Origin of the sequence: Gordonia sp. OPL2 (genome assembly GCF_003797825.1) — a bacterium.
GTDB lineage: Bacteria > Actinomycetota > Actinomycetes > Mycobacteriales > Mycobacteriaceae > Gordonia.
This window is the reverse complement of the sequence record NZ_RKME01000013.1, coordinates 55,704-74,132: the sequence shown is the minus strand read 5'-3', so window position 1 is coordinate 74,132 and position 18,429 is coordinate 55,704. Positions and strand designations below refer to the sequence as shown.

At 68.2% G+C, this 18,429-nt stretch carries 15 protein-coding genes; 5 read left to right on the top strand and 10 right to left on the bottom strand.

The genetic code is table 11. The annotated features are described in order from the left end of the window. Positions 1 to 5 precede the first annotated feature (5 nt). The 5 genes from EEB19_RS14330 to EEB19_RS14310 form a co-directional block, all read right to left on the bottom strand. Positions 6 to 1,019 (bottom strand): zinc-binding dehydrogenase, encoded by a 1,014-nt coding sequence (locus EEB19_RS14330; protein ID WP_187587334.1) that lies wholly within the window; start codon positions 1,017 to 1,019, stop codon positions 6 to 8. Beyond that, complete coding sequence (gene phnE / locus EEB19_RS14325) at positions 995 to 2,515, bottom strand: phosphonate ABC transporter, permease protein PhnE (protein ID WP_187587332.1); 1,521 nt, start codon at positions 2,513 to 2,515, stop codon at positions 995 to 997. The genes EEB19_RS14330 and phnE overlap by 25 nt, the downstream gene beginning before the upstream one ends. Positions 2,516 to 2,592: 77 nt before the next feature. After that, positions 2,593 to 3,417, bottom strand: coding sequence for a phosphonate ABC transporter ATP-binding protein (gene phnC / locus EEB19_RS14320; RefSeq protein ID WP_187587330.1), 825 nt, complete (start codon positions 3,415 to 3,417; stop codon positions 2,593 to 2,595). Positions 3,418 to 3,419: 2 nt separating this feature from the next. Next, positions 3,420 to 4,388: a phosphate/phosphite/phosphonate ABC transporter substrate-binding protein gene (locus tag EEB19_RS14315; RefSeq protein WP_187587328.1), complete on the bottom strand. Its 969-nt coding sequence runs from the start codon at positions 4,386 to 4,388 to the stop codon at positions 3,420 to 3,422. Positions 4,389 to 4,535: 147 nt separating this feature from the next. Continuing rightward, positions 4,536 to 5,207, bottom strand: a complete 672-nt coding sequence (locus EEB19_RS14310) for a phosphonatase-like hydrolase (RefSeq protein ID WP_187587326.1) — start codon at positions 5,205 to 5,207, stop codon at positions 4,536 to 4,538. Between the two features lie 109 nt (positions 5,208 to 5,316). On the opposite strand from EEB19_RS14310, the gene EEB19_RS14305 reads away from it, so the two are divergent. Continuing rightward, the gene (locus EEB19_RS14305; protein ID WP_187587324.1) at positions 5,317 to 6,039 is read left to right on the top strand and encodes a GntR family transcriptional regulator; all 723 of its coding nucleotides are present in this window, start codon (positions 5,317 to 5,319) and stop codon (positions 6,037 to 6,039) included. A gap of 99 nt (positions 6,040 to 6,138) precedes the next feature. Here the strand turns inward: EEB19_RS14305 and EEB19_RS14300 are convergent, their stop codons facing one another. The 5 genes from EEB19_RS14300 to EEB19_RS14280 form a co-directional block, all read right to left on the bottom strand. Further along, on the bottom strand, positions 6,139 to 6,696 hold the full coding sequence (locus EEB19_RS14300; RefSeq protein ID WP_187587322.1) for a YdcF family protein: 558 nt from the start codon (positions 6,694 to 6,696) through the stop codon (positions 6,139 to 6,141). A gap of 230 nt (positions 6,697 to 6,926) precedes the next feature. Next, complete coding sequence (locus EEB19_RS14295; protein WP_187587321.1) at positions 6,927 to 8,396, bottom strand: NAD-dependent succinate-semialdehyde dehydrogenase; 1,470 nt, start codon at positions 8,394 to 8,396, stop codon at positions 6,927 to 6,929. Between the two features lie 52 nt (positions 8,397 to 8,448). Next, a complete protein-coding gene (locus tag EEB19_RS14290) occupies positions 8,449 to 10,401 on the bottom strand; it encodes a primary-amine oxidase (RefSeq protein ID WP_187587319.1) in 1,953 nt (650 codons plus the stop codon). 102 nt (positions 10,402 to 10,503) lie between these two features. Then, positions 10,504 to 11,853 (bottom strand): 4-aminobutyrate--2-oxoglutarate transaminase, encoded by a 1,350-nt coding sequence (gene gabT, locus EEB19_RS14285; protein WP_187587317.1) that lies wholly within the window; start codon positions 11,851 to 11,853, stop codon positions 10,504 to 10,506. A 25-nt stretch (positions 11,854 to 11,878) separates the two neighbouring features. Further along, positions 11,879 to 13,273 carry a gamma-aminobutyraldehyde dehydrogenase gene (locus tag EEB19_RS14280; protein WP_187587315.1) on the bottom strand — a complete coding sequence of 465 codons (1,395 nt, stop codon included), beginning with the start codon at positions 13,271 to 13,273 and terminating at the stop codon, positions 11,879 to 11,881. A gap of 160 nt (positions 13,274 to 13,433) precedes the next feature. Here EEB19_RS14280 and EEB19_RS14275 point away from each other — a divergent pair, with 160 nt between their 5' ends. The 4 genes from EEB19_RS14275 to hemL all read left to right on the top strand — a co-directional run bounded on the left by EEB19_RS14275 (position 13,434) and on the right by hemL (position 18,417). Beyond that, positions 13,434 to 14,948, top strand: coding sequence for a PucR family transcriptional regulator (locus tag EEB19_RS14275; RefSeq protein ID WP_262365667.1), 1,515 nt, complete (start codon positions 13,434 to 13,436; stop codon positions 14,946 to 14,948). A 41-nt stretch (positions 14,949 to 14,989) separates the two neighbouring features. Next, positions 14,990 to 15,895 (top strand): SGNH/GDSL hydrolase family protein, encoded by a 906-nt coding sequence (locus tag EEB19_RS14270; protein ID WP_262365666.1) that lies wholly within the window; start codon positions 14,990 to 14,992, stop codon positions 15,893 to 15,895. Positions 15,896 to 16,069: 174 nt separating this feature from the next. Next, positions 16,070 to 16,960: a DUF559 domain-containing protein gene (locus tag EEB19_RS14265; RefSeq protein WP_187587311.1), complete on the top strand. Its 891-nt coding sequence runs from the start codon at positions 16,070 to 16,072 to the stop codon at positions 16,958 to 16,960. Between the two features lie 137 nt (positions 16,961 to 17,097). Continuing rightward, a complete protein-coding gene (gene hemL, locus EEB19_RS14260) occupies positions 17,098 to 18,417 on the top strand; it encodes a glutamate-1-semialdehyde 2,1-aminomutase (protein ID WP_187587309.1) in 1,320 nt (439 codons plus the stop codon). The last annotated feature ends 12 nt before the right edge of the window (positions 18,418 to 18,429 follow it).

Genomic DNA, 18,429 nt, shown 5'->3' with positions numbered 1-18,429 from the left:
ATTGCTCACGGCGCCACGGCGACTCGCAGCTTACCCGTCGGGGCCGGCGACAACGCCGACGCGATCTCACCCAGGCCGACTGGATCGGTGATCAGCGATTCCCACGGGTACGAGTGGAGCGTCCTGCGCAGGAGGCCGATCGCCTGGTGCAAATGGTGCGGTTCGTAGTTGTGCACACCACGGAGCGTGAGCCATTGACGGACAACGCGTTCCGGATCGACGGCCAACGAGGGTCCCGGTGTCACCGAGCCGGCCAGGACCATCGTGCCTCCGATTTCCAGCCGCGCGAAGGCGTCGGCGACGGCATCGGTGGACCCGGTGAAGTCGATCGCGACGTCGACGGCGCCCCCGTCGTCGGCGCTCGCCCCGAACATCTCGGCGAGCACGAGTCGGTCGGCATGCCGGTCGGTGATGACGACATCGGCGCCGAGATCCCGGCAGGCCGCTGCGGCGGTGACCCCGAGCATCCCGGCGCCGGCGATGAGCACACGCCGCCGCCACACGTCGCCGGCTCGCTCGACGGCGGCCATCACGGTCGCGGTGGCGCACGCCGCCGGCGCCGCGACGGCGTCCGGCACGTCGTCGGGGACACGCACGACAGTCGTGCCGCGCGGCAGCAAGATGTGTTCGGCGTAGCCTCCCGACAGCGGCCAATCACCATGGAACGGTTCGTGTCCCACCTTTCGGACATGACGGCACTTCGCGGTCATCCCACTCGCACAACGGTCACAGGTCCCACAGCACACCGTCACCGACCAGATCACGCGCTCGCCGACCGACACCGGTGCGCCGTCGCCGACCGCGACGACCTCACCGACCGATTCGTGCCCGAGGATCGACGGACATGGCGACGTGCGACGGCCCGACACCGTGTGCAGGTCGCTCCCGCAGATGGTGGCCAGGCGGACCCGCACCAGCACCTCCGACTCGGCGAGGGGTGGGATCGCGACCTCCTCGACGGCGACGGCGGAACCGCGCCAGATCGCTGCTCGCGTCAGACCAGGCGTGAGCGTATCCATCCGGACAACCTTTCGATGGCGTAGACGATGACGAAGATGACGATGACGATCGCGCCCGCGACGTCGAAGTCGAGCGTGCGGAGCGACTCGAAGAGCAGGAATCCGATACCGCCCGCCCCGACGATGCCGAGGACGGTGGACGTGCGGATGTTGACGTCGAGCAGATAGAGGCCGGAGCCGACGAGAGACGGCATCGCCTGCGGGATCACCGCGGCGAACAGCGTCTTCCACCAACCACATCCGACCGACCGGGCCGCCTCGAGCGGCCCCGGGGCGATCTCCTCGACCGCGTCGGCGACGAGCTTCGCGAGGAAGCCGATCGACCCGATGGCCAGCGCGCAGGTCCCGGCGACCGGACCGAGCCCCAGCGCCGCGACGAACACCACCGCGAGGATCAGCTCGGGCACCGCCCGAACCAGCAGAATCCAGCCGCGGGCCGCCCAGTAGACGCTGATGTGCGGAGACGCGTTGCGCGCAGCCAGGATTCCCACCGGGATCGACAGCACCGCGCCGATCGCCGTCGAGACGACACCGATCGCGACGGTCTGTGCCGCCGCCTCGAACAACTCGGTGTCGACGGCGGTGAAGTTCGGCGGGATCATCCGGCCGAAGACCTCGACACACGGCCCGACCCAACTGATCAACGACCACGGCGTGATGTCGAGGACGACGAGTGCCGTCACCGTCGAACTGATCACGCCGAGCGAGAACGCCGTCCGGGCGATGCGTTCCCGCCTCGGATTGGACCCGACGGGACTCATCAGCATGCGACGCACCCAGATGGCGAGCACTTCCATCGCCGCGATGATCACCAGGACCACCAGGACGATGCCGAGGGCGCGGGGATAGATCAACCCGCGCAACGCATCCTGGAGGGCGAAACCGATGCCACCCGCACCGACGAACCCGAGTACCACCGACATCCGCAGGTTGATGTCGATCCGATACACGAACGCGCCGATCCACGCGGGCACGCTTTGTGGGACAACGGCGTTGATCATCTCGCGCAGACGGCCGGCGCCGGCCGACCGGACGGCTTCACGCGGCCCGACATCGGTCTCCTCGATGGCATCGGCGAACAGCTTGCCCAACATGCCGATCGAGTGCAGGGCGAGTGCCAGGACGCCGGGCAGGATCCCGATGCCGAGTGCACGGACGAACAGCACCGCGAAGAGCAGATCGGGCATCGCGCGACAGAACGTGATGACACCACGTGCGACGGTGTGGACCGCCGGGTGCGGTGTCGTGTTGCGCGCTGCCAGGAAGGCCAGCGGCACCGACGCGACGGCGGCCAGCACAGTGCCGAGAATCGCCATCAGCAGCGTCTCGACGGCCAGCGTGCCGATGCGGCCGGGGTCGTCCATGCGCGGCGGGAGCATCCGCTCGATCAGCGCGACCACGTCCTCGAGTCCGCCGAACAGAGTCCCGGGAGCGAAGTCGATCCACCAGGCCGAGATCAGGGTGGCGACGACCGCACCCACCGCCAGGCACGGCATCAACAGCCGGGACCTGCGACGTGGGCGTCCGGTCCTCTGTGGCTCCGGACCCGCGGGTCGTTCGGTCAGCTGTGTGGTCACAGCGGACCCGTCGCCCTGGTCGACGCAGGCAACGACAGCGGGTCGACCCGTTCGTAGATGCCCATCACGTCGTCCCGGCCGAGACCGACCGTCGGACGGTCGAGAACCTTTCGGCCGGAACGGAGCCCGACGATGCGATGTGCCCATCCCATGGCGAGATCGACCTGGTGGAGGGTGCAGATGACGGTCAGCTTCTCCTCCATGCACACCTGGAACAGCAGGTCCATGACGACGCCGGCGTTCTCCGGGTCCAGCGAGGCGACTGGTTCGTCGGCGAGTAGCAGCGTGGGCCGTTGCATCAGCGTGCGGGCGATGCCGATCCGCTGTTGCTGTCCGCCGGACAGGGTGTCGGCGCGACGATCGGCGAAGTCGGCCAGACCGACCCGGTCGAGGTGTGCCATCGCCTCGGCACGCATCTTCCGCGGGTAGGTGAGCGCACCGTAACGCGCTACGCGGAGCCGACCCAGACCGCCGATGAGGACGTTCTCCAGACAGCTCAGCCGGCCGACCAGGTTGAAGTGCTGGAACACGAATCCGACGTCGCGGCGCAACGCGCGGAGGTCGCGGCCACCGGCGAGATCGACCCGTGCCCCGTGCACTTCGATGCTCCCGGATGTCGCGGGGTGCAACCCGTTGAGGCAGCGCAGGAACGTCGACTTGCCCGAACCCGACAACCCGAGCAGGACTACGAGCTCACTCCGGTGGACGTCGAGGGACACGTCGCGCAGGGCGGGCTCGCCGTCGAACGACTTGGTCAGTCCCTCTACGTGGACGACGCGGTCGTCGCCGGCGACCTTCGGCAGCTCCCGGGATGCGGACATGGTCATCCCTGACACTTCTCGGACTTGGTGACGTCACACACGTGGCGGACACCGTCGTAGTCGGAATCGTTGGCGGGCACGACACCCCAGGCGCGCTCATCGGTGATACGGCAGTCGTCCGGGGTGCAGTAGCCCGCGGCGGCCATCGACTCGGCGTTCACGTCCTCGGTGAACACAGTCCTCAGTGTGTCGATCGCCTCGGTGCCCAGCGAGTCGTTCGCGGCGAACACCGACCCGGCGATCGTCTCGGACTTCCAGACGTTCTTGAGTTGGCCCGGCTTCAGTTCGCCCTTCTCGACCATGGTCTTGTCGACCATCGTGTCGAAGGCGAAACCGGCGTCGCACTGTCCGGACGCGATCGCCAGCGCGGACGCGTCGTGACCACCCGCGTAGATCGGGGTCACTCCGGCCGAGACGTCGGCCTCCGTGCCGGACGTGATCACGCCGGCCTCGATCAGACCTGCGCTGGGATAGAGGAAGCCCGAGGTGGAGCCGGGGTCGACGAAGCACACCTTCTTTCCGGCGAAATCCTTGAGCCCGTTGACCGACGAGTTGTCCGCCTGGGTCAGGCCATAGGACTTGTAGCCGGGCTGCTCGCCCTTCTCCTTGACGACAGCGCCGACCGGGGTGATCTCCGCGCCGTTGTGCTTCGCCACGACGTACGCGAACGGTCCGAAGAAGGCGAGGTCGACGTTGTCGGCGATCATGCCCTCGACGACGCCTGCATAGTCGGTGGCCTGCACGAACTCGACCTTTGATCCGGTCTCCTTCTCGAGGACCTTGATCACCGGCTCGTAGCTGGCCTTGAGGTCGGAGGAGTTCTCCGCGGGGATCGCGGCGAGCGTGATGGTCTCGGGGAAACCCTGCGCGTTCGTCGCATCCGCGTCCGAGCCGGAGCAACCGGCGGCGACCAGGCTGAACGACGCGGCGGCAGCGGCAGCTGCCAGGACACGGCGGGAACGAATTCTCATGGGGATGAACCTTTCTCAGGAAGGCGAACGATGGGTGACGCGGTGGTGACGAGGCAGTGATGACGAGACAGTGATGTCTAGACAGCGATGACCGGACAGCGGTGACGAGACGGTGGTGCGGAGACGGTGTGAGGCGGTGGTGACGGTTCAGCGCGGCAGGATGATCTCGGGCAGTTCGGCGACCGACGCGACGACGTGTGAGGCACCGGCGTCCCGCAGGGCGCGTTCGTCGTGTGCGCCGGTGAGGACACCGACGACGATCTCGGCCCCGGCGCGGTGGCCGGTGAGGATGTCGTTGGCGGTGTCGCCGACGACGGCGACCTCGGCGACGTCGGTGACCTGCGCGGCGAGCGCGGCGCGCAGGACCAGGTCGGGGAACGGACGTCCGCGTGTGCCGGCGCCGGGTGCCAGCACGATGTCGACCAGGTCGGTCCAGCCGAGTTCGTCGAGCACGGCGTGCTGTGTCGAGGGGCTGAACCCGGTGGTGAACACGGTCGTGATGCCGACATCGGACAGGCGCGTGATCGTCTCGGCGGCACCGGGCACCGCGGTGACACCGCCGGGAATGGCGTCCTCGTAGGCACGTTCGAATGCCGCGTTCGCGGTGACGGCGCGCTCCTCGGAGTCGACTAGTGCGCGGAAGACCTCGATCTTCGACTGCCCCATGGTGTCGAGGACGTACTGCCGAGCAGCGTCGCGTTCAGGTCCCTGTTCGGGGATTCCGGCCGCGGTCGCGGCGATGTCGAAGGAGGCGAGTACCAGCCCGTCGTCGGTGACTGTTGTTCCGGCCATGTCGAAGACGGCCACGGTGATCTGCATGGAAACCATCGTGGGGTTTGGTATAGACCAATCGGTGCTCAGTGGGCGAACGCGAGATGAACGCGAGATGCACAATTGGTCTAGACCAATGCCTCGGTATTCTGTCGGCATGTCATTCGCCGCCGAGCCTCGTGTTCTGAAACATCACGTCGTGCGCGCGCAGCTCGAGGATCGTCTCGACGGCATGGCGGAGGGGGACCCGTTCCCCGCGGAGCGCGAGATCGCGGATCAGTACTCGGTGGCGCGCGAGACGGTTCGTCAGGCCTTGCGGGAGTTGCTGTTGGCCGGTCGGATCGAGCGTCGTGGACGCGCCACGGTGGTCGCGGGCCCGAAGATCCTGCAGCCGCTGATGATCGGCTCCTACACGGAGGCGGCGCGGCACCGGGGTCGACCGGCCAGTCGAATCCTTGTCGGCTGGACCGATCTCGAGGCCGACGACGAGCTCGCCGCGCGACTGCACATCGCGCCCGGCGACCCGATCATCCAACTCGAGCGTGTGCTGACGACCGACGACGTCCGCGTCGGGCTCGAGCGCACGCGCCTTCCCGCCCGCCGCTACCCGGGACTACGGGAGGCGTTCGAGACCACCTCGTCGCTCTACGCGGCGATCATGGAGCGCGGCATCGAGTTCCGTCGCACCGACGACACGATCGACTCGACCCTGCCGGATGCGCGGGAGGCGGCGTTGCTGACTGTCGACGCACGGACTCCGATGTTCCTGCTCAACCGTGTGTCCTACGACCAGAACGGTGTGCCCATCGAACATCGGCGGTCGCTGTATCGCGGTGACCGGATGACGTTCACCACCACCATGCTCGCCCCGCACGACTGATTCGCATCGGCTTCGGTCGCTGGGGAGCGGGGCGTTGGTCGTTTGTTTTCGGTCCCTGAGGAGCGAGGCGCTAGCCGAGTGTCACGAAGGGACAACCGATCAGGCGTACGCCGCCTGGAACGTGAGACGGGCGTGCTGTTTGCCGGCCGCGTCCCGGAAGTCCTTCATCGCGCGCGGCATGTGGAAGCCGTTGGTGACGATCAGCGCGCCACTCGCGCCCATCGCCTTGAGCATCGCGACGGTGTTGCTCGCGTTCTGCACGGTGCTGGTCGAGGCGCCCTCGTTGACCATCTGCCACATCGGCACGCCGCGTCGGATCAGTCCGATGTTCATGAACTGCGCCTCCGACACCGGCAACCACCACGTGTTGCCGCCGGACACGATCATGCGGTTGAACGGGTGGGTCTTCGCCAGGTGCGCACCGACGTCGAGGCGGCGCTGAAGGATCTGCGGCGTCTGGCCGAACGTCCCCATCTTGGCGCCGAGTACGACGATGTACCGCTGCGGCGGGCTCTGCCACAGGAACAGGCTGTTCGGCGACAGCAGGTCCGCGCTGCCGGCACCCAGGCTGCCCGTGTCGGCGCGGGCAGGTGCCGCGACGGCCACGCTCAGTGCGGTCAGGAGTGCGATCACCAGTGCTGCAACCCGAATACGCATGGGGGCGAGTGTACGGAATGGATTGAGCCGTCGCCGGTCTCGGGGCCGACATGCTCAGGTTGTGTTCAGGTACGGTCGTGCCGAATGTCCGGTGTGGACCCTTCGAGACGCTCGCAGGCTCGCTCCTCAGGGATCGTCGAGACGCTCGCTCCCAGAGAACCGCGCGGCCTGGATCCCTGAGGAGGGCCGGAGCGTGCGGAGGCCCGTCACGAAGGGTCCCCAGCGCAGGCTCAGGTCAGCGCCACGTACTTGATCGACAGGTACTCCTCGATGCCCTCGCTGCCGCCTTCGCGACCGATGCCGGACTGCTTCACCCCGCCGAACGGCGCCGCGACGTCGGAGATCACGCCACGGTTGACACCGACCATGCCGGAGTCGAGCCCGGAGGCGACGCGCATGCAGCGGTCGAGGTCCTTGCTGAAGAAGTACGCCGCGAGACCGTACTCGGTGGAGTTGGCGGCCTTGATCGCGTCGGCCTCCGAGTCGAAGGTGCTGATCACCGCGACCGGCCCGAAGATCTCCTCACGGGTGATCGCCGCATACGGGTCGACCTGATCCAGCACCGTCGCCGGGTAGAAGAAGCCCTTGCCCTCGGGGACCTTGCCGCCCAGACGCACCCGCGCCCCGTCGGCGATCGCCCCGTCGACGAGCTCGGCGACCTTGTCGCGCTGTTTGGCGCTGACCAGTGGCCCGAGGGTCACCCCGGACTCGTGGCCGGCCCCGAGCCGGACCGCCGACATCTTCTCGGTGAGCTTGGTGGTGAACTCCTCGGCGACGCCGGACTGCACGAGGAAGCGGTTCGCCGCAGTGCACGCCTCCCCGCCGTTGCGCATCTTCGCAGCGAAGGCGCCCTCGACGGCGGCGTCGACGTCGGCGTCGTCGAAGACCAGGAACGGTGCGTTGCCGCCGAGCTCCATCGACGTCCGCTGAACGCGTTCGGCGGCCTGACCCATCAGGGTTCGTCCCACCGGGGTCGAGCCGGTGAAGCTGATCTTCCGGATGCGGTCGTCGGTGATGATCGCCGTCGACACCTCGCCGGACGCCGTCGTCGGCAGGACCGACAACACGCCTGCCGGGAGTCCCGCCTCGGCGAAGATCTCGGCGAGAGCGAGCATCGTCAGCGGCGTCTCGTGGGCGGGCTTGACCAGCATCACATTGCCCGCGGCCAGTGCCGGCCCGATCTTGCGGGTTCCCATGGCGAGTGGGAAGTTCCACGGCGTGATCGCCAGGCACGGGCCCACCGGCGCATGCGAGACCAGGACCCGTCCGTTGCCGGCGGGGGCATGCGTGAAGCGACCGCTGATCCGGACCGCCTCCTCGGAGAACCAGCGCAGGAACTCGGTCCCGTACTTCGTCTCGGCCATACTGTCGGGCAGCGCGCGGCCGAGTTCGAGGGTCATCAGCAGTGCGAGGTCGTCGGCGCGATCGGTCAGCAATTCGAAAGCACCGCGCAGGATCTCACCGCGTTCGCGGGGTGCAGTCGCGGCCCAGTCGTCGGCGACGGCGACCGCCTTGTCCAACGCGCGCCGGGCATCGTCGACGCCGGCATCGGCCACCGACACCAGCGGCTCCTCGGTGGCCGGATCGAGGACCTCGAACGTCGCCCCGGACGCGGCCGGGACGGATTCGCCGTCGATCCAGAGTCCGGTCGGGACGCGGTCGAGGACGGCCTGTGGGTCGAGCTTCTCCTGCGTGGTCATTCGAGTTCTCACCTTTTCGTGTTGCGGGCGTGCAGTGTCGGACGGCGCGGCGTCAGTCGTGATGGCAGCCGTGTGCGCCGGGGGAGGGTTCGACGTCGAGCGCGGGGTTGCGATCGAAGAACCCGAAGGGTTTGAGCCAGAAGGAGACCGTGTCGACGGGCATCACCGGCCAGTCCTCCGGCCGGGTGATGTGATGGATGCCGAACGTGTACCAGAGCACGACGTCGGTGTTCGAGATGGACCGGTCGGCCTTGGTCCACTCACCGAGGCCGGTGTCGTGATCGGACTGGTTGACGAACTCGCCCGCCGGCCAGCGCTCGTCGGCGCGGTTCGGGGTGACCCACAGGGTGTGTCCGATGACCGTGGCGCGCCGGAAGATCGGTGACGCGGGATCGAACATCGCGGGGAACGCGCCGGTGGGCACCAGTTTGTATGCCGGATGATGACCGAGCGAGGTGGTCACGTTGGTGTTGGCGACCTTCCACGTGCGTTGCGTCGCGAAGTCCGGGTTCTGTCTGCCCTCCGACTCGGTGAGCAGCGCGGTGTTCTGTTGCACCAGTGACAGTCCCAGCGGATTTCCGGGACCCATCGGCTCGGCCACCGTCTCCGACGCGAACACGGTGTTGTCGCTGCCGTCGATGTCGAGGTCGAGGCGTGCCACCAGGAAGTGCTGGTGGAATGGTGCGTACGTGCGGTTGTCGATGGTCGTGCCGTGCGGGTTCGACGACACGCCGGGCGGCATCGGGGTGGTGACCATGATGCCGGTCGCGCGCACCTCGCACTCGATGTTGCCGTCCTGATAGAACCGCCAGTACACGAGGTACTCGTAGTTGGCCACGGTGACATGGGAACTCACCGTCAGCCGGCGCATCCGGCGCACCTCGGCACCCGCGTCGTGGTCGACGTGTTTCCAGAGGACGGCGTTGTCCTCCTCGTGGATACAGATGGCGTTGGTGATCGTGAACGGCTCGCCGGCGCTGTTGTGCAGGACGGCATCGAGGTAGCGGATCTCGCCGAGGCAGTCACATCCGAGTTCCAGCGAGGTGGTCATGAAGCCCAGGCCCCACTCGCCGATGTCGAATGCTGTGCGACGGTAATGATCCTCGCAGTGATCGCGATAGGGGACCACCATCTCGGCGAACGAGAGTCGATGGGCGACACTGCGTTCGCGTCCGGAATCGGTGTAGGTGATGGCATGCAGGGTCATGCCCTCGCGATAGTTGAAGCCCACGCGCACCGACCAGTTCTGCCAGGTCAGCTTGTTGCCCTCGAGGGTGAACGACGGCCCTTCGGGCTGGGTGATGTCCAGCGGCTTCAGCGGTGGTCGACGGAACTCGTCGCGGACGCGCGCCGGGATGTGCCGCGGCACGTACTCGCCCATCACCTCGGGCTGTTCGAATCCACCGCTGTCCTCGATCCGCAGCAGCTCCATGGTGTTGACGTCGATCACGCAGTGGAGTCCGGCGACGGGGTTGGCGTACGGGTTGGAGCCGTCCGCGTTCTTCACCCAGGTGTCCGACCATCCCAGCCGACGTCCCTCGAATTCCTTCGGGATCACCGCCCCGCCGTAGGTCCAGGTGTCCATGAAGACCTTGTCCAGGTCGGTGATCCCGCGTGCGGCCAGCGCGGCCTGCACATCCGGGTGAGCCCGCAGGACCCGGTCACACTCCTCGAACTCGTCGACGGTGAAGTTCGCCTGCACGCCCGGGACGTGGTCGAACGACTCGACCCGGTCTTCGGAGAGCGACACGAACGACTTGTAGGTGGCGTTCTCGCCCGAGTCGAGACAGATCACGATCGCGCGGCGTGCCGGGACCGTACCGTCCGCGGCGTAGGCGGCCAGTTCGGCCTTGCTCGGTTCGGCCAGTTCGATCGACGCGATGCGCCAGCCGTCGCCGACTCCCTGCTCCCGGGCCAGGATCGCGGTGACCGCGCGGAACTCATCGGTGCCGAGCGGATCGAGGGGATGCGCGAAATCCGTTGCTGCGGGGACGGTGTCGGTCATCGGTGGAACTCCTCACGGGGTTGGCGGGCGGGAGGTCGACGGGTGTGCGGGCGGGCAGGACTGGTCGGGGCAGGATGGCGAGCGGCCGATGGCTCGAGACCGTCAGCCGGCGGCGAGCGCTTCGCCCAGGATGGTGAGGGCCTCTCTGAGCAGGTCGTCGCCGATGACCAGCGGAGGCAACAGGCGCAGGATGTTGCCGTAGGTGCCACAGGTCAGTACGACGACTCCCCGGGAGATCGCGTGGGCGGCAGCCGCCTTGGCCAACTCCGGGTCGGGTTCGCTGGTGCCGTGCTTCACCAGTTCGACAGCGATCATCGCGCCGCGGCCGCGGATCTCGCCGATCACCTCGCGGCCGGACGCCGCCAGCGACTCCGCTGTCGACGACAGTGAAGCCGTGACGATTTCGCCGATCTCACGAGCGCGGCCGGCGAGGTCGAGGGTCTGCATCGTCTCGATCGCGGCGAGTGCCGCTGCACACGCCACGGGGTTCCCGCCGTAGGTCCCACCCAGGCCGCCCGGATGGACGGCATCCATCAGGTCGGCACGGCCGGTCACCGCGGCCAACGGCATCCCACCCGCGATGCCCTTGGCCATGGTGACCAGGTCGGGGATGACGCCCTCGTGATCGCAGGCGAACCAGTCGCCGGTCCGGCAGAACCCGCTCTGTACCTCATCGGCGACGAACACGACGCCGTTCTCCCGGCACCACTGGGCGAGGGTGGGCAGGAAACCCGGTGCGGGGACCACGAATCCGCCCTCGCCCTGGATTGGCTCGACGATGATCGCCGCGACGCTGTCGGCCGACAGCTGTTTGTCGATCATGCTGATGGCGCGCTGTGCGGCGGCGACACCGTCGGTGCCGAGGGGATCGCGGTACGGATAGCTCATCGGCATCCGATAGACCTCGGGGGCGAACGGTCCGAAATTGTGCTTGTACGGAATCGATTTCGCGGTGAGCGCCATCGTCAGGTTGGTGCGCCCGTGGTAGGCGTGGTCGAATGCGACGACGGCGGGACGGCCGGTGGCCAATCGCGCGATCTTCACCGCGTTCTCGACGGCCTCGGCACCCGAGTTGAACAGCGCCGACCGCTTCTCGTGATCGCCGGGGGTGAGCTCGTTGAGCTTCTCGGCGACGGCCACGTACCCCTCGTACGGGGTGACCATGAAGCAGGTGTGGGTGAAGTGATGCGCCTGCTCGGCGACGGCGTCGGCGACCGCCGGGTTGCTCGCCCCGACGGTGGTGACGGCGATGCCCGAGCCCAGGTCGATGAGTGAGTTGCCGTCGACGTCGACGATGATCCCACCGTCGGCGTCGACGGCGTAGACGGGGACGGCCGACCCCAACCCGGCGGCCACCGCGGATCTGCGGCGTGTCGTCAGCTCGGACGATCGCGGCCCGGGCAGCTCGGTGACCAGGTGACGCTTCTGCGGTAGCCGGTGGGTGGTGGTCATCGTCGCCTCACTTCGATCGGACTCGCTACTCGATGTTGCTCATGACGTGCTTGACCCGGGTGTAGTCCTCGATGCCGTACAGCGACAGGTCTTTTCCGTGGCCGGAGTGCTTGAATCCGCCATGCGGCATCTCGGCGACCAGTGGGATGTGGCAGTTGATCCACACACATCCGAAGTCGAGCGCGGCCGACATCCGCATCGCGGTCGAGTGATCGGAGGTCCAGACGCTCGACGCCAAACCGTAGGCGACGTCGTTCGACATCTCGATCGCCTGCTTCTCGTCGGAGAACGGCTGCACGGTGATGACCGGTCCGAAGGTCTCCTCCTGCACCAGTTTGTCGTCCTGGCGGACGCCGGTGATGACGGTCGGCTCGATGAAGAAGCCCTTGTCGCCCTTGCGCTTCCCGCCGGCGGCGACGGTCGCGTGCGGAGGGATGTTGTCGAGGATGGACGACACCTTGCCGAAGTGGTTGATGTTGTTGAGCGGTGGGACCGTCGCCTTCTTCGCCTCTTCCACCAGCAGGTCGACGACCTTGTCGTGGATGGACTCGTGCACGAGGACGCGGGTGACCGCGGTGCAGTCCTGGCCGGCGTTGAAGAACGCCGCAGCCGCAAGGGGTTCGACGGTCTTGCCGAGGTCGGCGTCGGCGAACACCACGGCCGGAGCCTTGCCGCCGAGTTCGAGGTGCGCGGTCTTGAGGTTCTGCGCGGCCGACACGGCCACCGCGATCCCGGCCCGCACCGACCCCGTGATCGAGACCATGCGCGGTGTCGGATGCCCGACGACCGCGGCGCCGGTCTCACCGTTGCCGAGGACGACATTGAGGACGCCCGGCGGCAGGATGCCCTTGCTCGCCTCGGCGAGCGCGAGCGTGGATTCCGGCGTCGTGTCCGACGGCTTGAGCACCACCGTGTTGCCGGCGGCGATGGCCGGGGCGATCTTCCAGATCGCCATCATCAGCGGGTAGTTCCACGGGGTCACCTGTCCGATGACACCGACCGGCTCGCGGCGGACGAAGGAGGTATGGCCGGTCATGTACTCGCCTGCGGACTTGCCCTCGAGCATCCGTGCTGCGCCCGCGAAGAAGCGCACCTGGTCTGCGCCGACGGTGACCTCCTCGTCGGCGATCTGCTCCCCGGGCTGACCGGTGTTGCGGGCCTGCGCCGCCACCAGCTCGTCCGATGCGGCCTCGATCGCGTCGGCGAACTTCAGCAACGCCTTCTGCCGTTCCGACGGGGTGGTCTGGCTCCAGCCGGGGAACGCGGCGGCGGCCGCTTCCATGGCCGAGTCGACGTCGGCGGCGGTGGACACCGGCGACACCGCGACCACGGACTCGTCGACGGGATTGACGATGTCGATGGTCTCGGTCGAGGTGGACGCGACGAATTCGCCGTTGATGTAGTTCTGCAAGACGGACATGCTGCTGTCGGACATGGTGCTGGCCCTCGCGGTGGTGCGGTGGTGGATTGTCGGTTCAGACCCCAGTGTTCGCCCCTGGGCGCCCCGACGTGGCCTGCCAATCTGTACAAGCACTTTCGGAGATCGCTCCACTATGTCCATGGATGGGTAGGGTGGCGGTGTGACGACCGTGCGGTGGTTGATGGCCCAGCGCCGGCTGGAGCTCGCCCTGCGCGGAGGTGCGGCAGGCCTCGGCCGGCAACTGGACTGTGCGGTGTCGTCGGAGCTGGTGACTGCAGGTGAATGGCTGTCCGGTGGCGAGGTCCTGCTGACCACGGGCATGCGACTCGCCGACGACCCCGATCAGCGGCGCGACTACCTCCGTCGCCTCGACGACGTGGGTGTCGCGGCCGTCGGATTCGGCGTCGGATTCGGGTTCGACGCGGTGCCGTCGGAGATGTCGGAGGCCGCCGATCACCTGGGCCTTCCGCTGTTCGAGGTGCCGCTACCGGTCCCGTTCTCCGCGATCACCCGAACGGTGCTCGACCAGATCGCCGCCCAGCGCTCGGCGCGGCTGGTGTCGGCCACCAAGGCGCAGCCGCGGATGACCCGCGCCGCCGCATCGGGCGGATCGGCCGCACTCGTGCGTGAACTCGCCGACGCGGTGGGCCACGACGTGGTCCTTCTCGACACCGGCCTGGCGGTGGTCGCGACGGCACCCCGCACGATCGCCACCGCGGACCTCAACCGCATCCGCGACCTCGTGATGCGCGACCCGGCGTCGGCCGGAGCCGTCCGGGTCACGGGCACGGCCACGATCACCGTCGCGCGAATCGGGTCGGGCGGCCGCACCTACGGGCATCTCGGGGTCGTCGGACCGACCGCGCTCGACGACGTCGAGCGCATGCTTCTCGGGCACGCCATCTCCCTGCTCGCCATCGAGCACGCCGCGCCGCGCCAGGTGTCGCGTGATGTCGCCGACGTGCACGACGACGTGCTCGCGCTGGCCATGGACTCGGCCGCCGGAGGGGGCACGGTGGGGCCCGGTCTGCATCGCATCCTCGGTCGGGCCGCCGATCCCTCGGGTCGAGTCCGTGCGGTGGCGTTCGCCTTCGCCGATGCCGACGCCGCCACACACGGACGCCGCCGCCTCGTCGACGAACTGGAACATCGGTGGCGGCCGGTGTTCGTGCACCGCGACGGCCCCGACGTCATCGCGGTGCTCCGCGGCGACGACCGCACCGACCTCGCCGCCGGACTGCTGACCATGCTGAATGCGACGGCCCCGGTGTCGGGCGGCATCGGATCGGTCACCCTCGCACGTGATGTCGGCGAGTCGGTGCGGCAGGCGCGGCTGGCCTGCCGGTCGGCCGCCGTCGGGCAGATGGTCGATCTGCACGGCAGCCGGTCGCTGCTGGCGATCGACCCGGTGCGTCGTGCGCTGAACGACGCCTTCGATCAACGCCTCCGGCCGGTGCTCGAGCACGACGCCGACCGCGGCACCGCACTGCGGGAGAGCCTGCTCGCCTATCTCGAGGCCAACGGCAACTGGGGCGTGGCCGCCGCCGCGCAGGGCGTGCACCGGCACACCCTGCGGCACCGTATCGAACGGATCGAGGACATGCTCGCCGTCGACCTGTCGGACGCCCGGACGCGTGCCGAGTTGCTGTTGATGTTGTTGGGGGCCAGCGCATGAGGGGCGCGCGGACAGTATGCGCGGCGGCGACGGTCGCCGCGATGGCGATCGCCGGGTGCGCGTCGTCGACCGATGACGGCGGGCCGGTGACCTCGAGTGCGGGGCAGGCAAGTACGGGGCAATCGGGTTCTGCGACATCGGGTTCTGCGGGTTTCGGGGCGTCGAGTTCCGCCGCGGCCGACGACACGAGAACCCTCACGAACCTCGGCGACAGCTTCAGCGCCGCCGTCGGCGTGCAGCCACTCGTCGAGGACTCCTATTTCCTGTGCATGCGGTCATCACGCAACTTCGCGCACCTGCTGGCCGCGGAGGAGTCCTATCGGCTCGACGACGTCAGTTGCGGCGGCGCGGACACCTCCGACTTCTTCGGCGCCCAATACGACGGTGTGCCACCGCAGATCGAGGCGGTGGCGGCAGACACCGACGTCGTGACCGTGATGATCGGCGGCAACGACAGCAGCATCTACACCCGGGCGATCGGCACCTGCTCGGACCTGGCCGCCGACGACCCGTCCGGCTCGCCGTGTCGGGACGCGCACGGCGCCGAGTACGTCGACATCATTCGCGACCGCACCTATCCGGCTCTGCGACGGGCACTCTCGGCCGTGCGGGCCAAAGCCCCGGACGCGCGGGTCATCGTCGTCGGATATCCCTGGATCCTGCCCGAGCGGACCGGTTGCTATCCGACGATGCGGGTCGCGGCGGGCGACGTGCCCTACCTGCGCGAACTGCAGGCCGAACTGAACGATGCGATCCGCCGGGCCGCCGAGATCACCGGCGCCTCCTATGTCGACATGTCGTCGGTGTCGCAGGGCCACGACGCGTGCGCCCCGGTCGGGCAGCGCTGGATCGAACCGCAGACCGGCGCGAACGGCGCGGCCCCGGTCCATCCCAACGAGCTCGGCCAGCAGGCGATCGCCGACCGGGTCGCGGCGGTGCTCCGCTAGCCCGATCCGAGAGCAGCCCTGGAGGTCACGGGCGACAACTATTGTCGCCCGTGACCTCCAGGGCTGCAGCTGCATATGGCTTGTTTCGTCCACAGGCAGAAATCGCTCCACAGATCTGCGTCCGAGTCGTCGGCAGGCAGTAGCGCACCTCGCTCAGGCGACATCCTCTGTGCCATGACCTTGCTCGAGATCGAGAATCCGTACGGGGTGCTGTCCTGGGCCGAGATGTCATCACGAGGGGTGACGCTCGCCGAGGCCAGGCGGGGACTGGCGGACAAGACGATACGCAGGATCCGGCGTGGTTGGTACGCATTCACCTCCGCGGATGCCACTGTCCTCGAGGCGGTCACGGCCGGCGGAGTGCTGAGCTGCCTCTCCGCGCTCAAGCTCCACGGGGTGTGGGTCCCGGTCCACACGAAGAAGGTTCATGTGCGTGGTCGCGAGTCTGCTCATCGCGGTGGCCGGGGGAGACGCTTCTGCAAGTGTTACGGCGCTCCGGAGCCGGAGGTGTCGGCTGTCGACGACGTCCGGACGGCGTTCCGCCACGCACTGAAGTGTCTCGACGACGAAGGCATCGTCGTGATCTGCGACTCGCTACTCCACAAGGAACTGCTCGAGATGTGTGACCTCGAACAGCTGATGGCATCTGCGCCGCGACGAATCCGACGCCTGCTCGCGCGGTGCGACTCGAAGGCCGAGTCCGGTACGGAGACGATGGTTCGGCTTCGCCTACAGCTCGCCGGGATCAAGGTACGCACTCAGGTGAAGATCAAGGGAGTCGGACGTGTCGACCTGTTGGTAGGCACTCGCCTGATCATCGAGGTGGACAGCGAAGAGTTCCACGACCGGACGCCCGAGCAGCGAGAGAAGGATCGACGACGCGATGAGGCGGCCGCACGTCTCGGGTACGTGACCTTGCGATTCAGCTATCAGCGGGTGGTCAACGACTGGGACCAGGCCGAGGACACCGTGCGTGACCTGGTCCGCCGACGCGAACATCTGAAGAAGCTGCCGACCGGCAGGCGCCGCCGGCGCCGGAAGAAGGCCGATCCGACAGCAGCCTGAGCGGGCGACGGCGACACCAGTTGACGTGACATCACTCTCTTGCGGCAGCTGAATCGGCGGCAGAACCCGCAGGCCACAGCCTGAGAGCAGGCTGAACGATTTTGGCCACGTCGGCGGCGTTTGGAACACTGGAGGCCGTGACCCGTCCCGCTGATGCCGCCCCGACGTCTGCGGCGCTGTTCCGCCGCGCTGCACAGGCGATTCCCGGAGGGGTCAATTCCCCGGTTCGCGCGTTCTCCGCGGTCGGCGGAGATCCCCGCTTCATCGCGTCGGCCAAGGGCAACCGCCTGATCGACGCCGACGGCAACGACTACGTCGACCTCGTCTGCTCCTGGGGTCCGATGATCCTCGGACACGCACACCCGGCCGTGGTCGAGGCGGTACAGAAGGCGGCCGTCGACGGTCTGTCGTTCGGTGCGCCCACCGAGGCCGAGATCGCCCTCGCCGAGGAGATCATCGACCGCGTGGACCCCGTCGAACTCGTCCGGCTGGTCAACTCGGGCACCGAGGCCACCATGTCGGCGATCCGCTTGGCCCGCGGATTCACCGGCCGGTCCAAGATCATCAAGTTCGCCGGCTGCTATCACGGCCACGTCGACGCCCTGCTCGCCGACGCCGGGTCCGGCGTCGCCACCCTCGGCCTCCCGACCTCCCCGGGCGTCACCGGGGCATCCGCCCACGACACCCTCGTCCTGCCGTACAACGACCTGCAGGCCGTCGCGAAGGCGTTCGAGGAGTTCGGCGACGACATCGCCGCGGTCATCACCGAGGCCGCCGCCGGCAACATGGGTGCCGTCGCACCGCGCGACGGCTTCAACGCCGGCCTGCGCGAGCTCACCCGCCGCCACGGCGCGCTGTTCATCATCGACGAGGTCATGACCGGATTCCGGGTGAGCCCCGCCGGCTGGTACGGACTCGAAGGGGTCGGCGCCGACCTGTACACCTTCGGCAAGGTGATGAGCGGTGGGCTGCCCGCGGCGGCCTTCGGCGGTCGCGCCGAGGTCATGGAACGTCTCGCCCCGACCGGCCCGGTCTATCAGGCGGGCACGCTGTCGGGGAATCCGGTCGCCGTCGCCGCGGGACTCGCGACGCTGCGCCATGCCGATGCCGCCGCCTATGCCGCGCTCGATGCCCACGCCGATCGTCTCGATGCGCTGCTCACCGACGCCCTGACGACGGCGGGCGTGGCCCACCGCGTGCAGCGCGCCGGGAACATGCTGTCGGTCTTCTTCACCGATCAGTCCGCGCCGATCGTCGACTACGCGGGCGTGAAAGCCACCGAGACCTGGCGTTTCGCCCCGTTCTTCCACGCGCTGCTCGACCAGGGGGTCTATCCGCCCCCGAGCGCGTTCGAGGCCTGGTTTGTCTCGGCGGCGCTGGACGAGGATGCTTTCTCACGAATCGCCGATGCACTTCCGGCCGCTGCCCAGGCCGCTGCATCTGCCGTACAGAGCTGACCCGGGGGAGAC

Bases quoted from the DNA above. Each gene is read 5' to 3' on its own strand.
- EEB19_RS14310 (WP_187587326.1), bottom strand. From the start codon at position 5,207: ATGCAGATCACCGTGGCCGTCTTCGACATGGCCGGAACAACAGTCACC.
- gabT (WP_187587317.1), bottom strand. From the start codon at position 11,853: ATGACCACCACCCACCGGCTACCGCAGAAGCGTCACCTGGTCACCGAG.
- EEB19_RS14280 (WP_187587315.1), bottom strand. From the start codon at position 13,273: ATGTCCGTCTTGCAGAACTACATCAACGGCGAATTCGTCGCGTCCACC.
- phnE (WP_187587332.1), bottom strand. From the start codon at position 2,515: ATGCCGTGCCTGGCGGTGGGTGCGGTCGTCGCCACCCTGATCTCGGCC.
- EEB19_RS14290 (WP_187587319.1), bottom strand. From the start codon at position 10,401: ATGACCGACACCGTCCCCGCAGCAACGGATTTCGCGCATCCCCTCGAT.
- EEB19_RS14300 (WP_187587322.1), bottom strand. From the start codon at position 6,696: ATGCGTATTCGGGTTGCAGCACTGGTGATCGCACTCCTGACCGCACTG.
- EEB19_RS14295 (WP_187587321.1), bottom strand. From the start codon at position 8,396: ATGACCACGCAGGAGAAGCTCGACCCACAGGCCGTCCTCGACCGCGTC.
- EEB19_RS14305 (WP_187587324.1), top strand. From the start codon at position 5,317: ATGTCATTCGCCGCCGAGCCTCGTGTTCTGAAACATCACGTCGTGCGC.
- phnC (WP_187587330.1), bottom strand. From the start codon at position 3,417: ATGTCCGCATCCCGGGAGCTGCCGAAGGTCGCCGGCGACGACCGCGTC.
- EEB19_RS14265 (WP_187587311.1), top strand. From the start codon at position 16,070: ATGACCTTGCTCGAGATCGAGAATCCGTACGGGGTGCTGTCCTGGGCC.
- EEB19_RS14330 (WP_187587334.1), bottom strand. From the start codon at position 1,019: ATGGATACGCTCACGCCTGGTCTGACGCGAGCAGCGATCTGGCGCGGT.
- EEB19_RS14315 (WP_187587328.1), bottom strand. From the start codon at position 4,388: ATGAGAATTCGTTCCCGCCGTGTCCTGGCAGCTGCCGCTGCCGCCGCG.
- EEB19_RS14270 (WP_262365666.1), top strand. From the start codon at position 14,990: ATGGCGATCGCCGGGTGCGCGTCGTCGACCGATGACGGCGGGCCGGTG.